The 14,520-nt window shown below is 63.8% G+C and carries 14 protein-coding genes; 8 read left to right on the forward strand and 6 right to left on the reverse strand.

Features of this window, described 5'->3' with window-relative positions; all coding sequences use genetic code 11:
• Positions 1-123 precede the first annotated feature (123 nt).
• The 3 genes from IF809_RS15345 to IF809_RS15355 all read left to right on the forward strand — a co-directional run bounded on the left by IF809_RS15345 (position 124) and on the right by IF809_RS15355 (position 3,340).
• Positions 124-2,034: a propionyl-CoA synthetase gene (locus IF809_RS15345; protein ID WP_453994909.1), complete on the forward strand. Its 1,911-nt coding sequence runs from the start codon at positions 124-126 to the stop codon at positions 2,032-2,034.
• A gap of 63 nt (positions 2,035-2,097) precedes the next feature.
• On the forward strand, positions 2,098-2,367 hold the full coding sequence (locus IF809_RS15350; RefSeq protein WP_128963976.1) for a hypothetical protein: 270 nt from the start codon (positions 2,098-2,100) through the stop codon (positions 2,365-2,367).
• Between the two features lie 244 nt (positions 2,368-2,611).
• Complete coding sequence (locus tag IF809_RS15355) at positions 2,612-3,340, forward strand: OmpW/AlkL family protein (protein ID WP_128963977.1); 729 nt, start codon at positions 2,612-2,614, stop codon at positions 3,338-3,340.
• A gap of 72 nt (positions 3,341-3,412) precedes the next feature.
• Here IF809_RS15355 and IF809_RS15360 read toward each other — a convergent pair whose 3' ends face one another.
• Both IF809_RS15360 and IF809_RS15365 read right to left on the reverse strand, forming a co-directional pair.
• Entirely contained in the window at positions 3,413-3,598 is a 186-nt protein-coding gene (locus tag IF809_RS15360) for a hypothetical protein (RefSeq protein ID WP_128963978.1), read from the reverse strand.
• Between the two features lie 136 nt (positions 3,599-3,734).
• Complete coding sequence (locus IF809_RS15365; protein WP_128963979.1) at positions 3,735-4,430, reverse strand: DUF1013 domain-containing protein; 696 nt, start codon at positions 4,428-4,430, stop codon at positions 3,735-3,737.
• Between the two features lie 267 nt (positions 4,431-4,697).
• Here IF809_RS15365 and ispH point away from each other — a divergent pair, with 267 nt between their 5' ends.
• Genes ispH through rnhA form a run of 3 tightly spaced genes read left to right on the forward strand, consistent with a single transcriptional unit; the run spans position 4,698 to position 7,129 of the window.
• The gene (ispH, locus tag IF809_RS15370) at positions 4,698-5,666 is read left to right on the forward strand and encodes a 4-hydroxy-3-methylbut-2-enyl diphosphate reductase (RefSeq protein ID WP_128963980.1); all 969 of its coding nucleotides are present in this window, start codon (positions 4,698-4,700) and stop codon (positions 5,664-5,666) included.
• Positions 5,667-5,672: 6 nt separating this feature from the next.
• Entirely contained in the window at positions 5,673-6,668 is a 996-nt protein-coding gene (locus tag IF809_RS15375) for a homoserine kinase (protein ID WP_462837942.1), read from the forward strand.
• Positions 6,665-7,129: a ribonuclease HI gene (gene rnhA, locus IF809_RS15380; RefSeq protein ID WP_128963982.1), complete on the forward strand. Its 465-nt coding sequence runs from the start codon at positions 6,665-6,667 to the stop codon at positions 7,127-7,129. Before IF809_RS15375 ends, rnhA begins: the two co-directional genes overlap by 4 nt.
• A gap of 110 nt (positions 7,130-7,239) precedes the next feature.
• On the opposite strand, the gene IF809_RS15385 is transcribed toward rnhA, so the two are convergent.
• The 4 genes from IF809_RS15385 to IF809_RS15400 form a co-directional block, all read right to left on the reverse strand.
• On the reverse strand, positions 7,240-7,725 hold the full coding sequence (locus IF809_RS15385; protein ID WP_462837943.1) for a redoxin family protein: 486 nt from the start codon (positions 7,723-7,725) through the stop codon (positions 7,240-7,242).
• A gap of 227 nt (positions 7,726-7,952) precedes the next feature.
• The gene (locus IF809_RS15390; RefSeq protein ID WP_128963984.1) at positions 7,953-9,638 is read right to left on the reverse strand and encodes a long-chain fatty acid--CoA ligase; all 1,686 of its coding nucleotides are present in this window, start codon (positions 9,636-9,638) and stop codon (positions 7,953-7,955) included.
• A gap of 199 nt (positions 9,639-9,837) precedes the next feature.
• Entirely contained in the window at positions 9,838-11,307 is a 1,470-nt protein-coding gene (locus IF809_RS15395; protein WP_453994915.1) for a D-alanyl-D-alanine carboxypeptidase family protein, read from the reverse strand.
• Positions 11,308-11,497: 190 nt separating this feature from the next.
• Positions 11,498-13,306, reverse strand: a complete 1,809-nt coding sequence (locus tag IF809_RS15400; protein ID WP_128963986.1) for a glucan ABC transporter ATP-binding protein/ permease — start codon at positions 13,304-13,306, stop codon at positions 11,498-11,500.
• 303 nt (positions 13,307-13,609) lie between these two features.
• On the opposite strand from IF809_RS15400, the gene IF809_RS15405 reads away from it, so the two are divergent.
• Both IF809_RS15405 and hisE read left to right on the forward strand, forming a co-directional pair.
• On the forward strand, positions 13,610-13,981 hold the full coding sequence (locus IF809_RS15405) for a hypothetical protein (RefSeq protein WP_453994919.1): 372 nt from the start codon (positions 13,610-13,612) through the stop codon (positions 13,979-13,981).
• A gap of 118 nt (positions 13,982-14,099) precedes the next feature.
• A complete protein-coding gene (gene hisE, locus IF809_RS15410; protein WP_212298473.1) occupies positions 14,100-14,504 on the forward strand; it encodes a phosphoribosyl-ATP diphosphatase in 405 nt (134 codons plus the stop codon).
• Positions 14,505-14,520 lie beyond the last annotated feature (16 nt).

Genomic DNA, 14,520 nt, shown 5'->3' on the forward strand with positions numbered 1-14,520 from the left:
ACCACGGCGCGTTCCCGGGAAAATAGCTCTCAAACAAGGTCGAACTTGATCCGAGTCATGGCGGGACGCCGGTCCTGCCGCAAGGTTCAGGATGAGGCCAATAAAGGGAACGGGAGCGCGGGAATGAACAGTCAGGTGCAGAGCAAGTATCACGAGGTCCATGCGCGCTCGCTGGCCGATCCCGAAGGCTTCTGGGCCGAGGCCGCGAAAGAGATCGACTGGATCGAGCCGCCGAAGAAGATCTTCGATCCCGCGCAGGGCGTCTACGGCCGTTGGTTCGCCGACGGCGTCGTCAACACCTGCTACAACGCGCTCGACCGCCATGTCGAAGGCGGCCGCGCCGATCAGGTGGCGCTGATCCATGATTCACCGCTGGCGGGCTCGCTCACCAAATTGACCTACGCCGAGCTGCTGGGCGAGGTGCAGGCGCTCGGTGCCATCATGCAGGATTTCGGCGTCGCCAAGGGCGACCGCGTGATCCTCTATATGCCGATGGTGCCGGAGGCGGTGGTCGCGATGCTTGCCTGCGCGCGCATCGGGGCGGTGCATTCCGTGGTGTTCGGCGGCTTTGCCGCCAAGGAGCTCGCGACCCGCATCGACGACGCGCAGCCGAAGCTCATTTTGTCCGCGAGCTGCGGCATCGAGCCGGGTCGTATCGTGCAATACAAACCGCTGCTCGATGAGGCGATCAAGCTCGCATCTGCCAAGCCCAGGGCCTGCATCATATTGCAGCGTCCGCAGCTCGTCTGCGATCTCACGCCAAAGCGCGACTATGACTGGGCGAGCCTGCGCCGCAAGGCGGTGAACGAGGGCAAGAAAGCGCCTTGTGCCCCGGTCGCCGCGACCGATCCGCTCTACATCCTCTACACGTCGGGCACCACAGGCATTCCCAAGGGCGTCGTGCGCGACAATGGCGGGCATCTGGTTGCGGTGAAATGGTCGATGTTCAACCTCTATGGCGTTAAGCCGGGCGAGGTCTGGTGGTGCGGCAGCGATATCGGCTGGGTGGTCGGCCACAGCTATATCGTCTACGGCCCGCTGCTGCATGGCGCGACCACGATCATGTACGAGGGCAAGCCGGTCGGCACCCCCGACGCCGGCGCGTTCTGGCGCGTGATCTCGGAGCACAAGGCGGTCGCTTTGTTCACCGCGCCGACCGCATTCCGCGCCATTCGCAAAGAGGATCCGGAAGGAAAATTCATCCGGCAATACGACTTGTCGAAATTCCGCACGCTGTTCCTCGCCGGCGAGCGTGCCGACCCGCCAACGGTGGAATGGGCTGAGCAGCAGCTGAAAGTGCCTGTCATCGACCATTGGTGGCAGACCGAGACCGGTTGGTGCATCGCCGGCAATCCGGTGGGCCTGGGCTTGCTGCCGGTGAAGCATGGCTCGCCGACGGTCCCGATGCCGGGCTATCAGGTCGATGTGGTCGACGAAGCGGCGAAGCCCGTCGGTCCCAATACCATGGGCTCGATCGTCATCAAGCTGCCGATGCCGCCGGGCTGCCTGCCGACGCTGTGGAATCAGGACGACCGTTTCAGGGAAGCCTATCTCAGCGAATTTCCCGGCTACTACAAGACCTCGGATGCCGGTTACAAGGACGAGGACGGATATGTCTTCGTCATGGGCCGCACCGACGATATCATCAACGTCGCCGGCCATCGTCTGTCCACCGGCGGTATGGAGGAGATTCTGGCCTCGCATCCCGACGTCGCCGAGTGCGCCGTGCTCGGCGTCAAGGACGCGATCAAGGGCGAGGTGCCCTGCGGCTTCCTGGTGCTGAAGGCCGGCGTGAAGCGGCCGCCTGCCGAGATCGAGAAAGAGATCATCGCACTGGTGCGCGACAAGCTCGGTCCGGTGGCCGCGTTCAAGCTCGCCATCACCGTCGGCCGGCTGCCCAAGACGCGCTCGGGAAAGATCCTGCGCGGCACCATCAAGAAGATCGCCGACGGCGAGGCCTGGTCGATGCCGGCCACGATCGAGGATCCCAAGGTGCTGGACGAGATCGGGGATGCGCTGAAGGGGAGGGTGTGAGGGGCGGGGACTTACATTCTCCGCATTCCGGGGTAAACAGGGCCGGCCAACAGGGGACCTTGTATGCCACTCGCCACCGCGCCGCGCCTGCTTGCAGCCATCCTGCTCGCCATCGCTCTGTCCGCCTGCTCGGCGCGTTACCAGACGCCGACCGCGATGGGCGGCGACGACGATGACGCGGTGTGCCAGAGCCGCGGCTATGCGGTGGGCTCGCCGGAATACGTGGCCTGCCGCAAGGACCGCGACGTCCAGCGCAGTGCGGCGATCTCCCGCTCAGATCGCCGTCAGCGCGATCTCGGCGAATACATGCTGAACCATCCCGAGCGCCCGTAATTCAGACTGGACATGTTGGATCGAAGCGGCTCGCCGTCGTCGGCGCCGTTACCGCGCGTGTCCATGTACCGAGCTACCGCGCAAGTCGCTCGCAATGTCGTCTGCCGTGGCAGATGTGCAACGCTGTCGCTGAATTGTGACGCGCCAGTCCGGATTTGATGCAGGTCAAATCCGAGGGCCCCCCCTTTCTGCTCTGTCATGTCCGATCGCGCAACGGGGCGCGCATGGCTTTAAGGGGAATTCAATGCGAAGGACAATTAAGAGTGCCGCACGGCTGGCAGTGCTTGCCGCCGCGTTTGGTGGGGCGCTTGCATCGGCGCAAGCTGCGGATTTGCCGGTCTATACCAAGGCACCGCCGGCAGCAGAGGCGTGGAATCCCTGGATGATCCGTCTGCGTGTGCTCGGCGTGTTGCCGGATACCGGTGGCAGCTCAGTCAACGTCGCGGGCGTGCCTGCGCTGTCGTCGCCGAACTCGGGCCTTCACATCAGCAACCAGGTCGTCCCCGAGCTCGACATCTCTTATTTCTTCACCCAGAACATCGCGGCTGAGCTGATCCTCGGCGTCACCCGGCATCACCTCACCGGTTCGGGCACGCTCCAGGGGCTCGATATCGGCAAAACCACGCTGCTGCCGCCTACGCTCACCCTGCAATATCACTTCACCAATTTCGGCGCGTTCAAGCCCTATATCGGTGCCGGTGTGAACTACACCGTGTTCTTCAACAATTCGGCGTCCAACATTCCGTTCGCCGGCCTCGCCGTCACCAGTCTGCATGTCAGCAACCAGTGGGGCGGTGCCGTGCAATTCGGCTTCGACTACATGCTCAACAAGCATTGGGGCCTGAACGTCGACGTGAAGAAGCTGTGGCTTCAGCCGAACTACTCGGCCATGGTCAATGGTGCGATCCCGGTCACCGGCACCGCGCATATCGATCCGTGGCTGGTCGGCGCGGGCGTGACGTACAAGTTCTAACGTTTTCGCGGCGCCGGGCGAGACCCGGCGCCGCGAAATCATTCTTTCGATTCCTCACGGGCGCAGATGCCGTTATCCCGCGTGTACCGTGCGCGGATGGCGCTCGTGTAATAGCTTCGCCAGGGCGTCGCGATCGCCCGGGTGGTCTTTGACGGCAATTTCGAACAGCGCTTCCTGGATGTCCCGGGGCATATCTCCCCAGGCGGCCAGCACGGCCCGTCCCAGCATCACCGCAAAATCGTCTTCGTCGGCCCGCATCGCTGATCCTCCGCGTTGGACACAATGCGACGCGAGCAGCATCGTTCCCGCAGCCGCGCAGCGAAAGTTCCCGCTTGAAAACAAAACGCGGCGGATCGCTCCGCCGCGCTCGAACCGGATGCGGTGAGGGAGGAGCCTACTCCTCCTCTTCCTCGTGCTTCTTGCCGCCGAGGGTTTTCAGCTTGGCGAACACGGCGTCGACGTTGAGGTCATCGCTCGACTTCTCCGACGGCTCGTACTCGTCCTTCTTGGTAGTCTCGGAAGCCGGCAGCAGGGTCGCGCCGCCATAGGCTGCGTCGACCGGCTTTTCCTTGGCCGCGCGGGCCACTTCGAAATCGAGCTCGATCTGCGAGCAGAGGCCGAGAGTCACGGGATCGATCGGCGTCAGCTGGGACGTGTTCCAGTGCGTGCGGTCCCGAACGCTGGCAATCGTGCTCTTGGTGGTGCCGACCAGACGCATGATCTGGGCATCCTTGAGCTCCGGATGGCTGCGCAGCAGCCAGAGGATGGCGCTGGGGCGCTCGTGGCGCCGCGACACCGGGGTGTAGCGCGGGCCCTTGCGCTTGGGCTGCGGCGGCAGCACCACCTTGCTCTCCTGAAGGCGAAGCCGGTAGTCCGGATTCTTCTCGCCCTTTTCGATCTCCTCACGGGTCAGCTGGCCGTTGGAAAGGGGATCCATGCCCTTGATGCCCTGGGCGGCGTCGCCATCGGCGATCGCGCGCACCTCGAGGGGATGCATCTTGGTGAAATCGGCGACCTGGTCGAAGGTCAGCGCGGTGTTGTCGAGCAGCCAGACGGCGGTCGCCTTGGGCATCAGAGGTGCGTTGCTCATGGCAAATCTCCTTTGTGCTTCGCCCACCCCCTCAGGAGGCGAAACCGGTGGTCATCAGCGATGACAGGGAATTGGCGCTATATAAGCCCGGAGGGGGTAGCCACGCAATGGTTCTGCTATAGATAGTGCCTTGACAGCGCCCGAAAGGGGGCCCAATTCCCTCTGAAGTCGCTGCAAAGTCCAAGCAGACCGTTTTTAGCCCCTTTCCACCCATCGACCGGCCCCCGCCAGAAGGCGAAACGGGTGATTCGGTCCCGAGATCGCTCAATGTCAGCCAAACCAGACCTCAAGATCGTGCTTTGTTCTCCCCGCGGCTTTTGCGCCGGGGTGGTCCGGGCGATCGACACCGTGGAACGGGCGCTCGATAAGTACGGCGCTCCCGTCTATGTTCGCCACGAGATTGTGCACAACAAGTACGTCGTCGACGGGTTGAAGAAGAAGGGCGCGATCTTCGTCGAGGAACTCGCCGAGATCCCGGAGAACACCACCGCGCCGGTGGTCTTCTCCGCTCATGGCGTGCCGAAATCGGTTCCGGCCGACGCTACCTCCCGTAACCTGTTCTCGCTGGATGCGACCTGCCCGCTGGTGACCAAGGTGCACCGCGAGGCCGCGATCCACTTCAAGCGCGGTCGCGAGATCTTCCTGATCGGCCATTCGCATCATCCGGAGGTGGTCGGCACGCTCGGCCAGCTTCCGGTCGGCGCGGTCACCCTGATCGAGACCGCCGAGGACGCCAAGACGATCAATCCGAAGGACCCTGACAACCTCGCCTTCGTGACCCAGACCACGCTGTCGATCGACGACACCGCGGAGATCGTGGCGCTGCTCAAAGAGCGCTTTCCGAACATCAACGGGCCGCACAAGGAAGACATCTGCTACGCCACCACCAACCGCCAGCTCGCGGTGAAGAAGGTGGCGCCGGTGGTCGACGCGCTCATCGTTGTCGGTGCGCCCAATTCGTCGAACTCGCAGCGCTTGCGCGAGGTCGCCGAGCGCGAGGGCTGCAAGATCGCGGTGCTGGCGCAGCGCGCCGCCGACATCGATTGGGACAAGTTCGGCAACATCACCAGCCTCGGCATCACCGCGGGCGCATCCGCGCCGGAAGTGATCGTCGAAGAGATCATGGACGCCTTCGCCGAGCGCTACACGCTCCATGTGGAGACGGTCTCGGCCGCGGAAGAGAACGAGTTCTTCCCGCTGCCGCGTCAGGTGCGCCCTGAAGCCGCCGCCGAGTAGACCTTGATGGCGGTCTACACCGACGTTGCCGCCGACGAGCTTGCGGATTTCCTGAAGCAATACGATCTCGGCGAGTTGCTCTCCTACAAGGGCATTGCCGAGGGTGTCGAGAACACCAATTTCCTGCTGCACACGAGCCAGGGAAATAAGCAGGCCTCGTTCATCCTCACGCTCTACGAGAAGCGCGTGGCGAAGAACGATCTGCCGTTCTTCCTCGCGCTGATGACGCATCTGGCCGAGCACGGCGTCAGCTGTCCGCTCCCGGTGAAGGCGAGGGACGGCGAGGCTCTGCGCGAGCTGTTGGGGCGGCCTGCCGCGATCATCACCTTTCTCGAAGGCATGTGGCCGCGCAAGCCGAACGTGACGCACTGTGCCGGTGTCGGCGAGGGGCTCGCCAGGATGCATCTGGCCGGCGCGAACTTTGCGATCAAGCGAGCCAACGCGCTGTCGGTCGCCGGCTGGCGGCCGTTATTCGACGCGGCTTCGAACCGCGCTGACGAGGTGCAGCCGGGCCTGCGCGCGTTTCTCGCGGCTGAGCTCGACTATCTCTCGAGCGGCGTCTGGCCTACCGATCTGCCCGAGGGCGTGATCCACGCCGATCTCTTCAACGACAACGTCTTCTTCCTCGGCGACAAGCTCTCCGGCATCATCGACTTCACGTTCGCCTGCAACGACATGCTGGCCTATGACGTCGCGATCTGTCTGAATGCCTGGTGCTTCGAGCCGGATCATTCCTTCAACGTCACCAAGGCGCGGGCCTTCCTCAACGCCTATGGCCGGGTGCGCAAGCTGAGCGAAGCCGAAGAGGCCGCACTGCCGCTGCTCGCGCGGGGCGCGGCGATTCGCTTCCTGCTGACGCGGCTGGTCGACTGGCTCAACGTGCCGCCGGGGGCGCTGGTGAAGCCAAAGGATCCGCTGGAATATGTCCGCAAGCTGCGCTTCCACCAAACCGTCTCCAGCGCGCGCGACTACGGGCTGATGCCATCGGGACTGGTCGCGTGAGCGAGCTTCCCAACGTCACGATCTTCACCGACGGCGCATGCTCGGGGAATCCCGGGCCCGGCGGCTGGGGCGCGATCCTCAAGTTTGGCGACAAGGAAAAAGAGCTGAACGGCGGCGAGCCGCACACCACCAACAACCAGATGGAATTGATGGCGGCAATCTCCGCGCTCGAAGCGCTGAAGAAGCCGTGCACCGTCGATCTCTACACCGACAGCCAATATGTCCGGCAGGGCATCACCGGCTGGATTCACGGCTGGAAGCGCAACGGATGGCGCACCGCGGACAAGAAGCCGGTGAAGAATGTCGAGCTATGGCAGCGCCTCGATACTGCGTTGAAGGCGCACGAGGTGCGCTGGCATTGGGTCAAGGGCCATGCCGGCCATCCCGAGAACGAGCGCGCCGATCAGCTCGCGCGCGACGGGATCGTCAAGGCGAGGCTGCAGCAGCGGGTGAGGGAGTAGGGGTCATTCCGGGGCGCCCGGAGGGCGAGCTCGGAATCCATTCCTCTGTGCGCTCTGAGGTGAGATGGATTCCGGGTTCGCGCTACGCGCGCCCCGGAATGACGAGAGTCTTACAGCTGCCCCAGCAGCGTATCGCCGCCGGACACCTCGACCTTGCCGGGCATCGCCTCGAGGTTCAGCTTCTTGACCACGCCATCCTCGACCAGCATCGAATAGCGCTTGGAGCGGATGCCGAGGCCGTTGCCGGAGGCATCTAGCTCCATGCCGATCGCCTTGGTGAAGTCCGCATTGCCGTCGGCGAGGAAGATCGCCTCGTCGCGCTGGTCGGTGTCGCCCTTCCAGGCGTTCATGACGAAGGCGTCGTTGACGGAAACGATGGCGATGGTGTCGACGCCCTTGTCCTTCATGGCATAGGCGTTGAGGAAGATGCTCGGCAGATGCATCTTGTGGCATGTGCCGGTGTAGGCGCCGGGCACTGCGAACAGCGCAACCTTCTTGCCTTTGAAGATGTCGTCGGTGGTCTTCACCTGCGGGCCTTCCGCCGTCATCACGCGGAATTTCGTCTCGGGCAGCTTGTCGCCAACTTGGATGGTCATCGCCGTTTCTCCATGGAAGGGGCCGGGGCTGTTCTAGATCATTTTACCGCTGGATGGAAACGGGTTCGAAGAGGTGTGATGGGAGGGGGACGCCAATTTTCGGTCATTGCGAGCGCAGCGAAGCAATCCAGACTACTTCCGCGGGCACATTCCTGGATTGCTTCGCTGCGCTCGCAATGACGAAAGGGTGCGCAAGTGCGCGCCCCTTCGAGGAGAGAGGCGCGCCTTTAGGCCGCCTGGGCCTTCTTCTCGTCGCGCAGCTCGCGGCGCAGGATCTTGCCGACGTTGGTCTTCGGCAGGTCGGTGCGGAATTCGATGTGCTTGGGCACCTTGTAGCCCGTGAGCTGCTCGTGGCAGAACTTGATCACGGCTTCGGCCGTGAGGTTCGGGTCCTTCCTGACCACGAAGGCCTTCACCGCTTCGCCGGACTTGGAATCGGGGATGCCGATCACGGCGCATTCGAGTACGCCCGGATGGCTCGCGATGACTTCCTCGATCTCGTTCGGATAGACATTGAATCCGGAAACCAGGATCATGTCCTTCTTGCGGTCGACGATCTTGGTGTAACCCTTCTCGTCCATCACGCCGATATCGCCGGTGCGGAAATAGCCGTCCGCGGTCATCACCTTGGCGGTTTCCTCAGGCCTGTTCCAATAGCCCGACATCACCTGCGGGCCCTTGGCGCAGATCTCGCCGGCCTGGCCGAGCGGGACCTCGTTGCCGTCGTCGTCGCGGATGGAGATCCAGGTTGAAGGCACCGGGATGCCGATCGTGCCCGTGAATTCCGTTGCGTTCGCCGGATTGCAGGTCAGCGTCGGCGAGGTCTCGGACAGGCCATAGCCTTCGGCAATGAAGCAGCCGGTGATCGCTTTCCATTGATCGGCCACGGGGCGTTGCACCGCCATGCCGCCGCCGTTGGAAATCTTCAGTTTCGAGAAGTCGAGCTTCTTGAAGTCGGGATGGTGCATCAGGCCGTTGTACAGCGTGTTCACGGCAGGGAAGCTGTTGACCTGGTACTTCGCCAGCTCCTTGACGAAGCCCGCGATATCGCGCGGGTTCGGGATCAGCAGATTGCAGCCGCCGGCGCGCACCGCGAGCAGATAGCAGGCCGTCAGCGCGAAGATGTGATAGAGCGGCAGCGCGCAGACGATCATGAGCTGCTCGACATGCGGCGGCGCGTTGAGCGCCGGCTGCAGCCAGGCGTCGTTCTGCAGCACGTTGGCGACGATGTTGCGATGAAGCAGCGTGGCGCCTTTGGAGACGCCCGTCGTGCCGCCGGTATATTGCAGGAAGGCGACGTCGCCGGGCGAGAGCTTTGGCTTGTTGAAGGTCTGGCTGCGACCGGCCGAGAGCGCGTCGTTGAACGAGACCGCGCCCGGCAGCGACCAGGCCGGTACCATCTTCTTGACGCGACGGACGACGAGATTGACGATCACGCCCTTGAAGCCGAGCAGATCGCCCATGCTGGCGACGATCACGTGCTTCACCGGCGTCTTCGCGATCACCTGCTCGACAGTGTGGGCGAAGTTCTCCAGCACGATGACGGCTTCGGCGCCGGAATCCTTGAGCTGATGCTCGAGCTCGCGCGGGGTGTAGAGCGGGTTGACGTTGACCACGGCAAAGCCGGCGCGCAGCACCGCGGCGGTGGCAACCGGGTATTGCAGCACGTTCGGCATCATGATCGCGACGCGGGCGCCGCGTTGCAGGCCGCGCCCTTGCAAATAGGCGGCCAGCGCCAGCGACATCTGGTCGAGGTCGCGGTAGCTGATCGCCTTGTCCATGCAGATGAACGCCTTGCGGTCGGCGAACTTGGTAAAGCTCTCCTCCAGGAGGTCGACCAGCGATGCGTATTGCGTCGGCTCGATATCAGCGGGCACGCCGGGCGGATATTGTTTGAGCCAGATGCGCTCCATGGAAACTCCCCTCTCTTGCACCAGAGCCCGTTGTGTCTCGGGCTTGCCTCATTGCCGGCAGTATCGAGCCTGCCGGAACGGCTGGCAAGCGGTCGAGGCTTAGGGCAAAGGCTAGGGAGTGGCTACTGGAATCATCGCAAGTGGCTGCCGCAGGTGCGAATTGCGGGGTTTCTGCCCGAGGGGGACTTGGCCCGTGAGCCTAGCTGTTGTTGGCCCCGGGCTTCGGCGCAGGTTTTGTGGCCGCCTTGGGCTTGGCAGGCTTAGCCCCCTGATCGCCGGTCGCCGGCTTTTCTGCAGGCTTGGCCGCGGCATGCTTGCTCGCTGCCGGCTTTGCAGCGGTCTTTGCATCGCCCTTTGCATCGCCCTTGGCCGAAGCGTCGGGCTTGGTCGTTGCCGGTTTCGCCGCGGCGGTCTTGCGATCGGTCTTCGCCTCGGTCTTGGCATCGCTGCCGGCGTCGGGCTTCTTGGCGACGCGCGACTTCTTGCCACGCGCCTTCGGCGGATTCTGCTGGTCGGTGTCGGCCGCGACGGCCGCGACCAGGGCTGCACCGGTGCGGGTCGGGCCGGTATAGACCACCACAGGCTCTGCTGCCGCAGGCGCCGAAGCCATCAGCTCGGAGGCCTTCATCAGCGGCGGCTGGAGCCCGGCGGTGAAGAAGGTGACCTGGGCTTCGCCGCCGGTGGCGGAGGCCGAGCCGCTGGTGCCGTTGGTCGCGATCAGCGCATCGTCGTCGTCGCTGGCTGGACGCTTGTGGTGACCGCCGCACATCTCCTCGCGCAAATTCGGCGGCGAGGCATCGACCGGCACGAGGTTCTCGACGGTGCCGAGCGAGGGGCGCAGCCACGACAGATTGTCCTGGCTGAAGCCGCGCTCGAGCAGCTGCGCCGCCTTCACGGCGCGCGCCGTGCCGGAGTTGGCGCCGAGCACCACCGCGATCAGGCGACGGCCGTTACGGGTGGCTGAGGCGACGAGATTGTAGCCGGAAGCGCAGATGAAGCCGGTCTTGAAACCGTCGGCGCCGGGATAACGGCCGATCAGCTTGTTGAAGTTCGGCGTGATGCGCTTGCCGAAGCGGATCGCGGGAATGTGCACGAAATATTCGTATTCCGGGAGGTCACGGAGAAACGCGCGCGCGAGAATGCCGAGGTCGCGCGCCGAGGTGACGTGTCCGTCCGCGGGGAGGCCGTTCGGATTGACGTAGTTCGTCTGGGTCATGCCGAGCTTCTTCGCGGTGTCGTTCATCATCGCCGCGAAGCCGTCGATCGAGCCGCCGACGCCTTCGGCCAGCACCACGGCCATGTCGTTCGCCGATTTGACCATCATCATCTTCAACGCATTGTCGACGGTGAGCTGTGTTCCCGGACGAAGGCCCATTTTCGATGGCGATTGCGAGGCGGCGGTCGGCGACACCGTAAACAGCGTGTCGAGCGTGATCCTGCCGTCCTTCACCGCCTTCAGCGTCACATAGGCGGTCATGATCTTGGTGACCGAGGCCGGGTACCAGGGAATGGTCGCGTTCTCCGCCTGCAACACCTTGCCGCTATCGGCTTCGATCAGCAGCAGCGCTTCGGCGCTTGCCGCGCGCGGCGCAAGAAGCGCACCAACGGCGAGCGCCGCAGCGAAAAGGTTGAACAGGGATTTGCGAAGCAGCGGGCGTAAGGCGTGCACTATCCGATTTCCGGTCTTGGAGATCCGCCTGACACGGACGGCTCTCGTGATCTGAGGTTCGGGTTCTGAAATCCAGCGCCGCCGCTTGCGGCGTCGCAAACCTATACCGGCTCGTGCGTCGAGAATAGGGGCTTCGCTTGCGTATTCCGCAATGAAATAGGCTGAATTTCGACGGTACTACAGGGATCTGTTAAGGCGACTTGGCGGCAGAAAAAGTGGCCTCGGCGGCACTCGCGCCGGCCTGTGCCTTCGGCAATGCCTGTTCCTGCACCATGAACTGGGCCTTGGCGAGCTCGGCGAAATGGCCGCCTTTGGCCACGAGTTCATCGAAAGTTCCACTTTCGATCACGCGACCATGCTCGAACACGAGGATCCGCGTGGCGTTGCGGATGGTGGAGAGGCGGTGGGCGATCACGAACGTCGTGCGGCCCTTCATCACTTCATCGAGAGCGGCATTCACCTTGGCCTCGGTGACCGCGTCGAGCGCGCTGGTCGCCTCGTCCAGGATCAGGATCGGAGGGTCCTTCAGCAATGCGCGTGCGATCGACAGCCGCTGCCGTTCGCCGCCCGAGAGCATGCGGCCGCGTTCGCCGGCATTGGTCTCAAATCCGCCGCTGCGATCGATGAATTCGATGGCCTGCGCGCGCTCCGCAGCCTTGCGCATCTCGGCTTCGGTCGCATCCGGCTTACCGACGCGCAAGTTCTCGGCGATCGAGCGGTTGAACAGCAGCGCTTCCTGGAACACGACGCCGATGTTCCGCCGCAGCGAGGTGAGCGTAACACCGCGCACGTCCATGCCGTCGATCTTGATGAAGCCGGATTGCGGGTCGAAGGCACGGTGCAGCAGCGCAATCGCGGTGGACTTGCCGGCGCCGGTCGGGCCGACCAGTGCGATGGTCTGGCCGGGCAGTGCGGTGAAGGAGAGATCCTCGATTGCCGGCCGCTTGCCGTCATAGGAGAAGGTGACGTCGTTGAATTCGACGAGGCCGGAGAGCCGGCCTGCGTCGATCGCATCGGGCCGGTCGTGAACGGCGGGCACGGCATCGAGCACGCCGAAGAATTCGCGCAGGCGCGGCGCTTCCATGAAAACGTTGTTGATGAAGCTGACGACCTGCTCGAGCTTCTGAATCAGCAGCGTGGCGAAGCTCACGAACATCACGATCTCGCCGACCGAGGTCAGGCCCTGGTCGTGCAGCGCGATGCCGAGCGTGAAGATCGCGAGCACGGTGATCGTGGTCGAGGCGCGCGTGATCACGGTGACGAGCGCCCACCAGGACAGCACCGGCATTTGCGCCGCGAGCAGCGCATCCGCGACCGAGCGCAGGCCTTGCACCTCGGATTCGACGCGGACGAAGCTTTGCACCAGCGCGACATTGCCGAGCGCGTCGGAGGCCCGCGCGGAGAGTTCGCTATACTGCTCCTCGACCGCCATCTGCATGCCGAAGGTCTTGCGCACGACGAAGGTGGTCAGCGCGGTGAAGACGATGCACAGCACGAACAAGAGGATCGCCAGCCGCCAGTTCAAATAGAGCGACAGCGGCAGCAGCACCACGACCGACAGGATCGCGGCAAAGTGTTCGCGGAAAAAGCCGAGCCAGAGCCGCCACAGCGCGTCGGTGCCGTTGAGCATGACCTTCATCAGCCGGCCCGAATGGGTGCCGGAATGGAAGGTCAGCGGCAGTTGGAGGATGTGTTCGAAATAGCTCGTCAGCACCGCCTGGCGCTGGCGGTGCGAGAGTCGGTCGGCTTGCAGCGCCACGAGCGCGCTGCAGCCGATCGTGAACAGTCCGAACGCGACCCAGGCGGCCAGAAACGGCCAGGCCGAGTCGGAGCCCGCTACCGTCTTGCCGGAGAGGACGTCGACGATCCGGCCAAACAGCACCGGCTCGGCAAATTGCGAGCCTGCCAGGAGGAGGTTGGCGATCGCAAGCAGCCAGCCGAGCCCCGCCTCCTTGCCGAGCAGTTCGAGAACGCGGGTATAGAGGCGGAGGATGGACATGCGGTAGGCGGTAACCTGTAAGCGGTGTGACGATGAGGTTGCATTTTAAGCAGGGATCGCCGGCGAGATACAGCGAAGCTTTTTGCATGTTTGGCCGGTGTGTCCCGCCCGCGAGGCTCAGCCCGCTTGTGCCGGGGCCGCGTGCTTCGTCCAACCTGAACGGAAGATGAGCGGAGGTTGCGTCATGATCGCGCAACCTCGTTCAGCTTGTGTTGGGGTGGGGAACCCAACATGGGATGCGGGTGTTTGAAGGACATGAGCCTGTCTCGAGGCCCCGTTGAAGGTCCCAAGGAGGGTCCAATCATGTTTGATCGAATTTCGAAACTGACCGGCCGCAAGGCCGTTCTCGCCGCCGCGGCGGTGCTGGCACTGACCAGTGTCGCTCCCACCGCATCGTTCGCAGGCGGCCGTCACTGGCATGGCGGCGGCGGTGCGGCCTTCGCGGGCGCGGCCATTGCCGGTGCCATCGGCACTGGCCTTGCAATCGCCGCGACGCGTGACGCCTACGCCTATGACAACGGCCCCTACTATGGTGGCCCCGCTTATTACAGCGGGCCGGCCTATTACGGTGACGGGCCCTATTACGGTCCGGGGCCGGACTACCAGTACCAGCGCTATGGCGGTACGGCTCCGTCCGAGCTCTGCGGCCAGGGTCATTACACGAATTGCTACTAGCTCTGGCTACCGAGGATTGACCACAACAGGCCGCCGCGCCTGCCGCGGCGGCATGTTTTTGCCTTTTATTGTCAAGCGTTAACGCGCGCGCCATTTGTTTAGAGTAGCTTTCAGGGCCATGAGTGATTCGCTTGAGCGGCTATATCTGGCTGTGCTCGCGGCCAGGGACCTTGATCCGGCAACATCGCGCACCGCCCGGCTGTTTCAGCGTGGGCCCTCCAAAATGGCGAAGAAGCTCGCCGAAGAGGCGATCGAGGTCGTCATTGATGCGGTCAACGGCGACACGGAGGCCGTGGTTCGGGAAAGCGCCGATCTGCTCTACAATCTCACCGTGCTCTGGGCTTCCGCCGGCGTGCGCCCTGAAGATGTCTGGCGTGAAATGTCGCGACGCGAGGACATGCTGGGCATTGCCGAAAAGCTGCCGAAGTCGCCGATGAAGCTGCCCAAGGTCGCGTCACCGCGCGTTGCTGCCAGGCGGCCAATCGCCGCGCTCGAGGGCCGCGTCGCACGCAAGCGGCACTAAAGCGTCACAAAACTGG

The sequence above is a fragment of the Bradyrhizobium sp. UFLA06-24 genome, assembly GCF_054967145.1.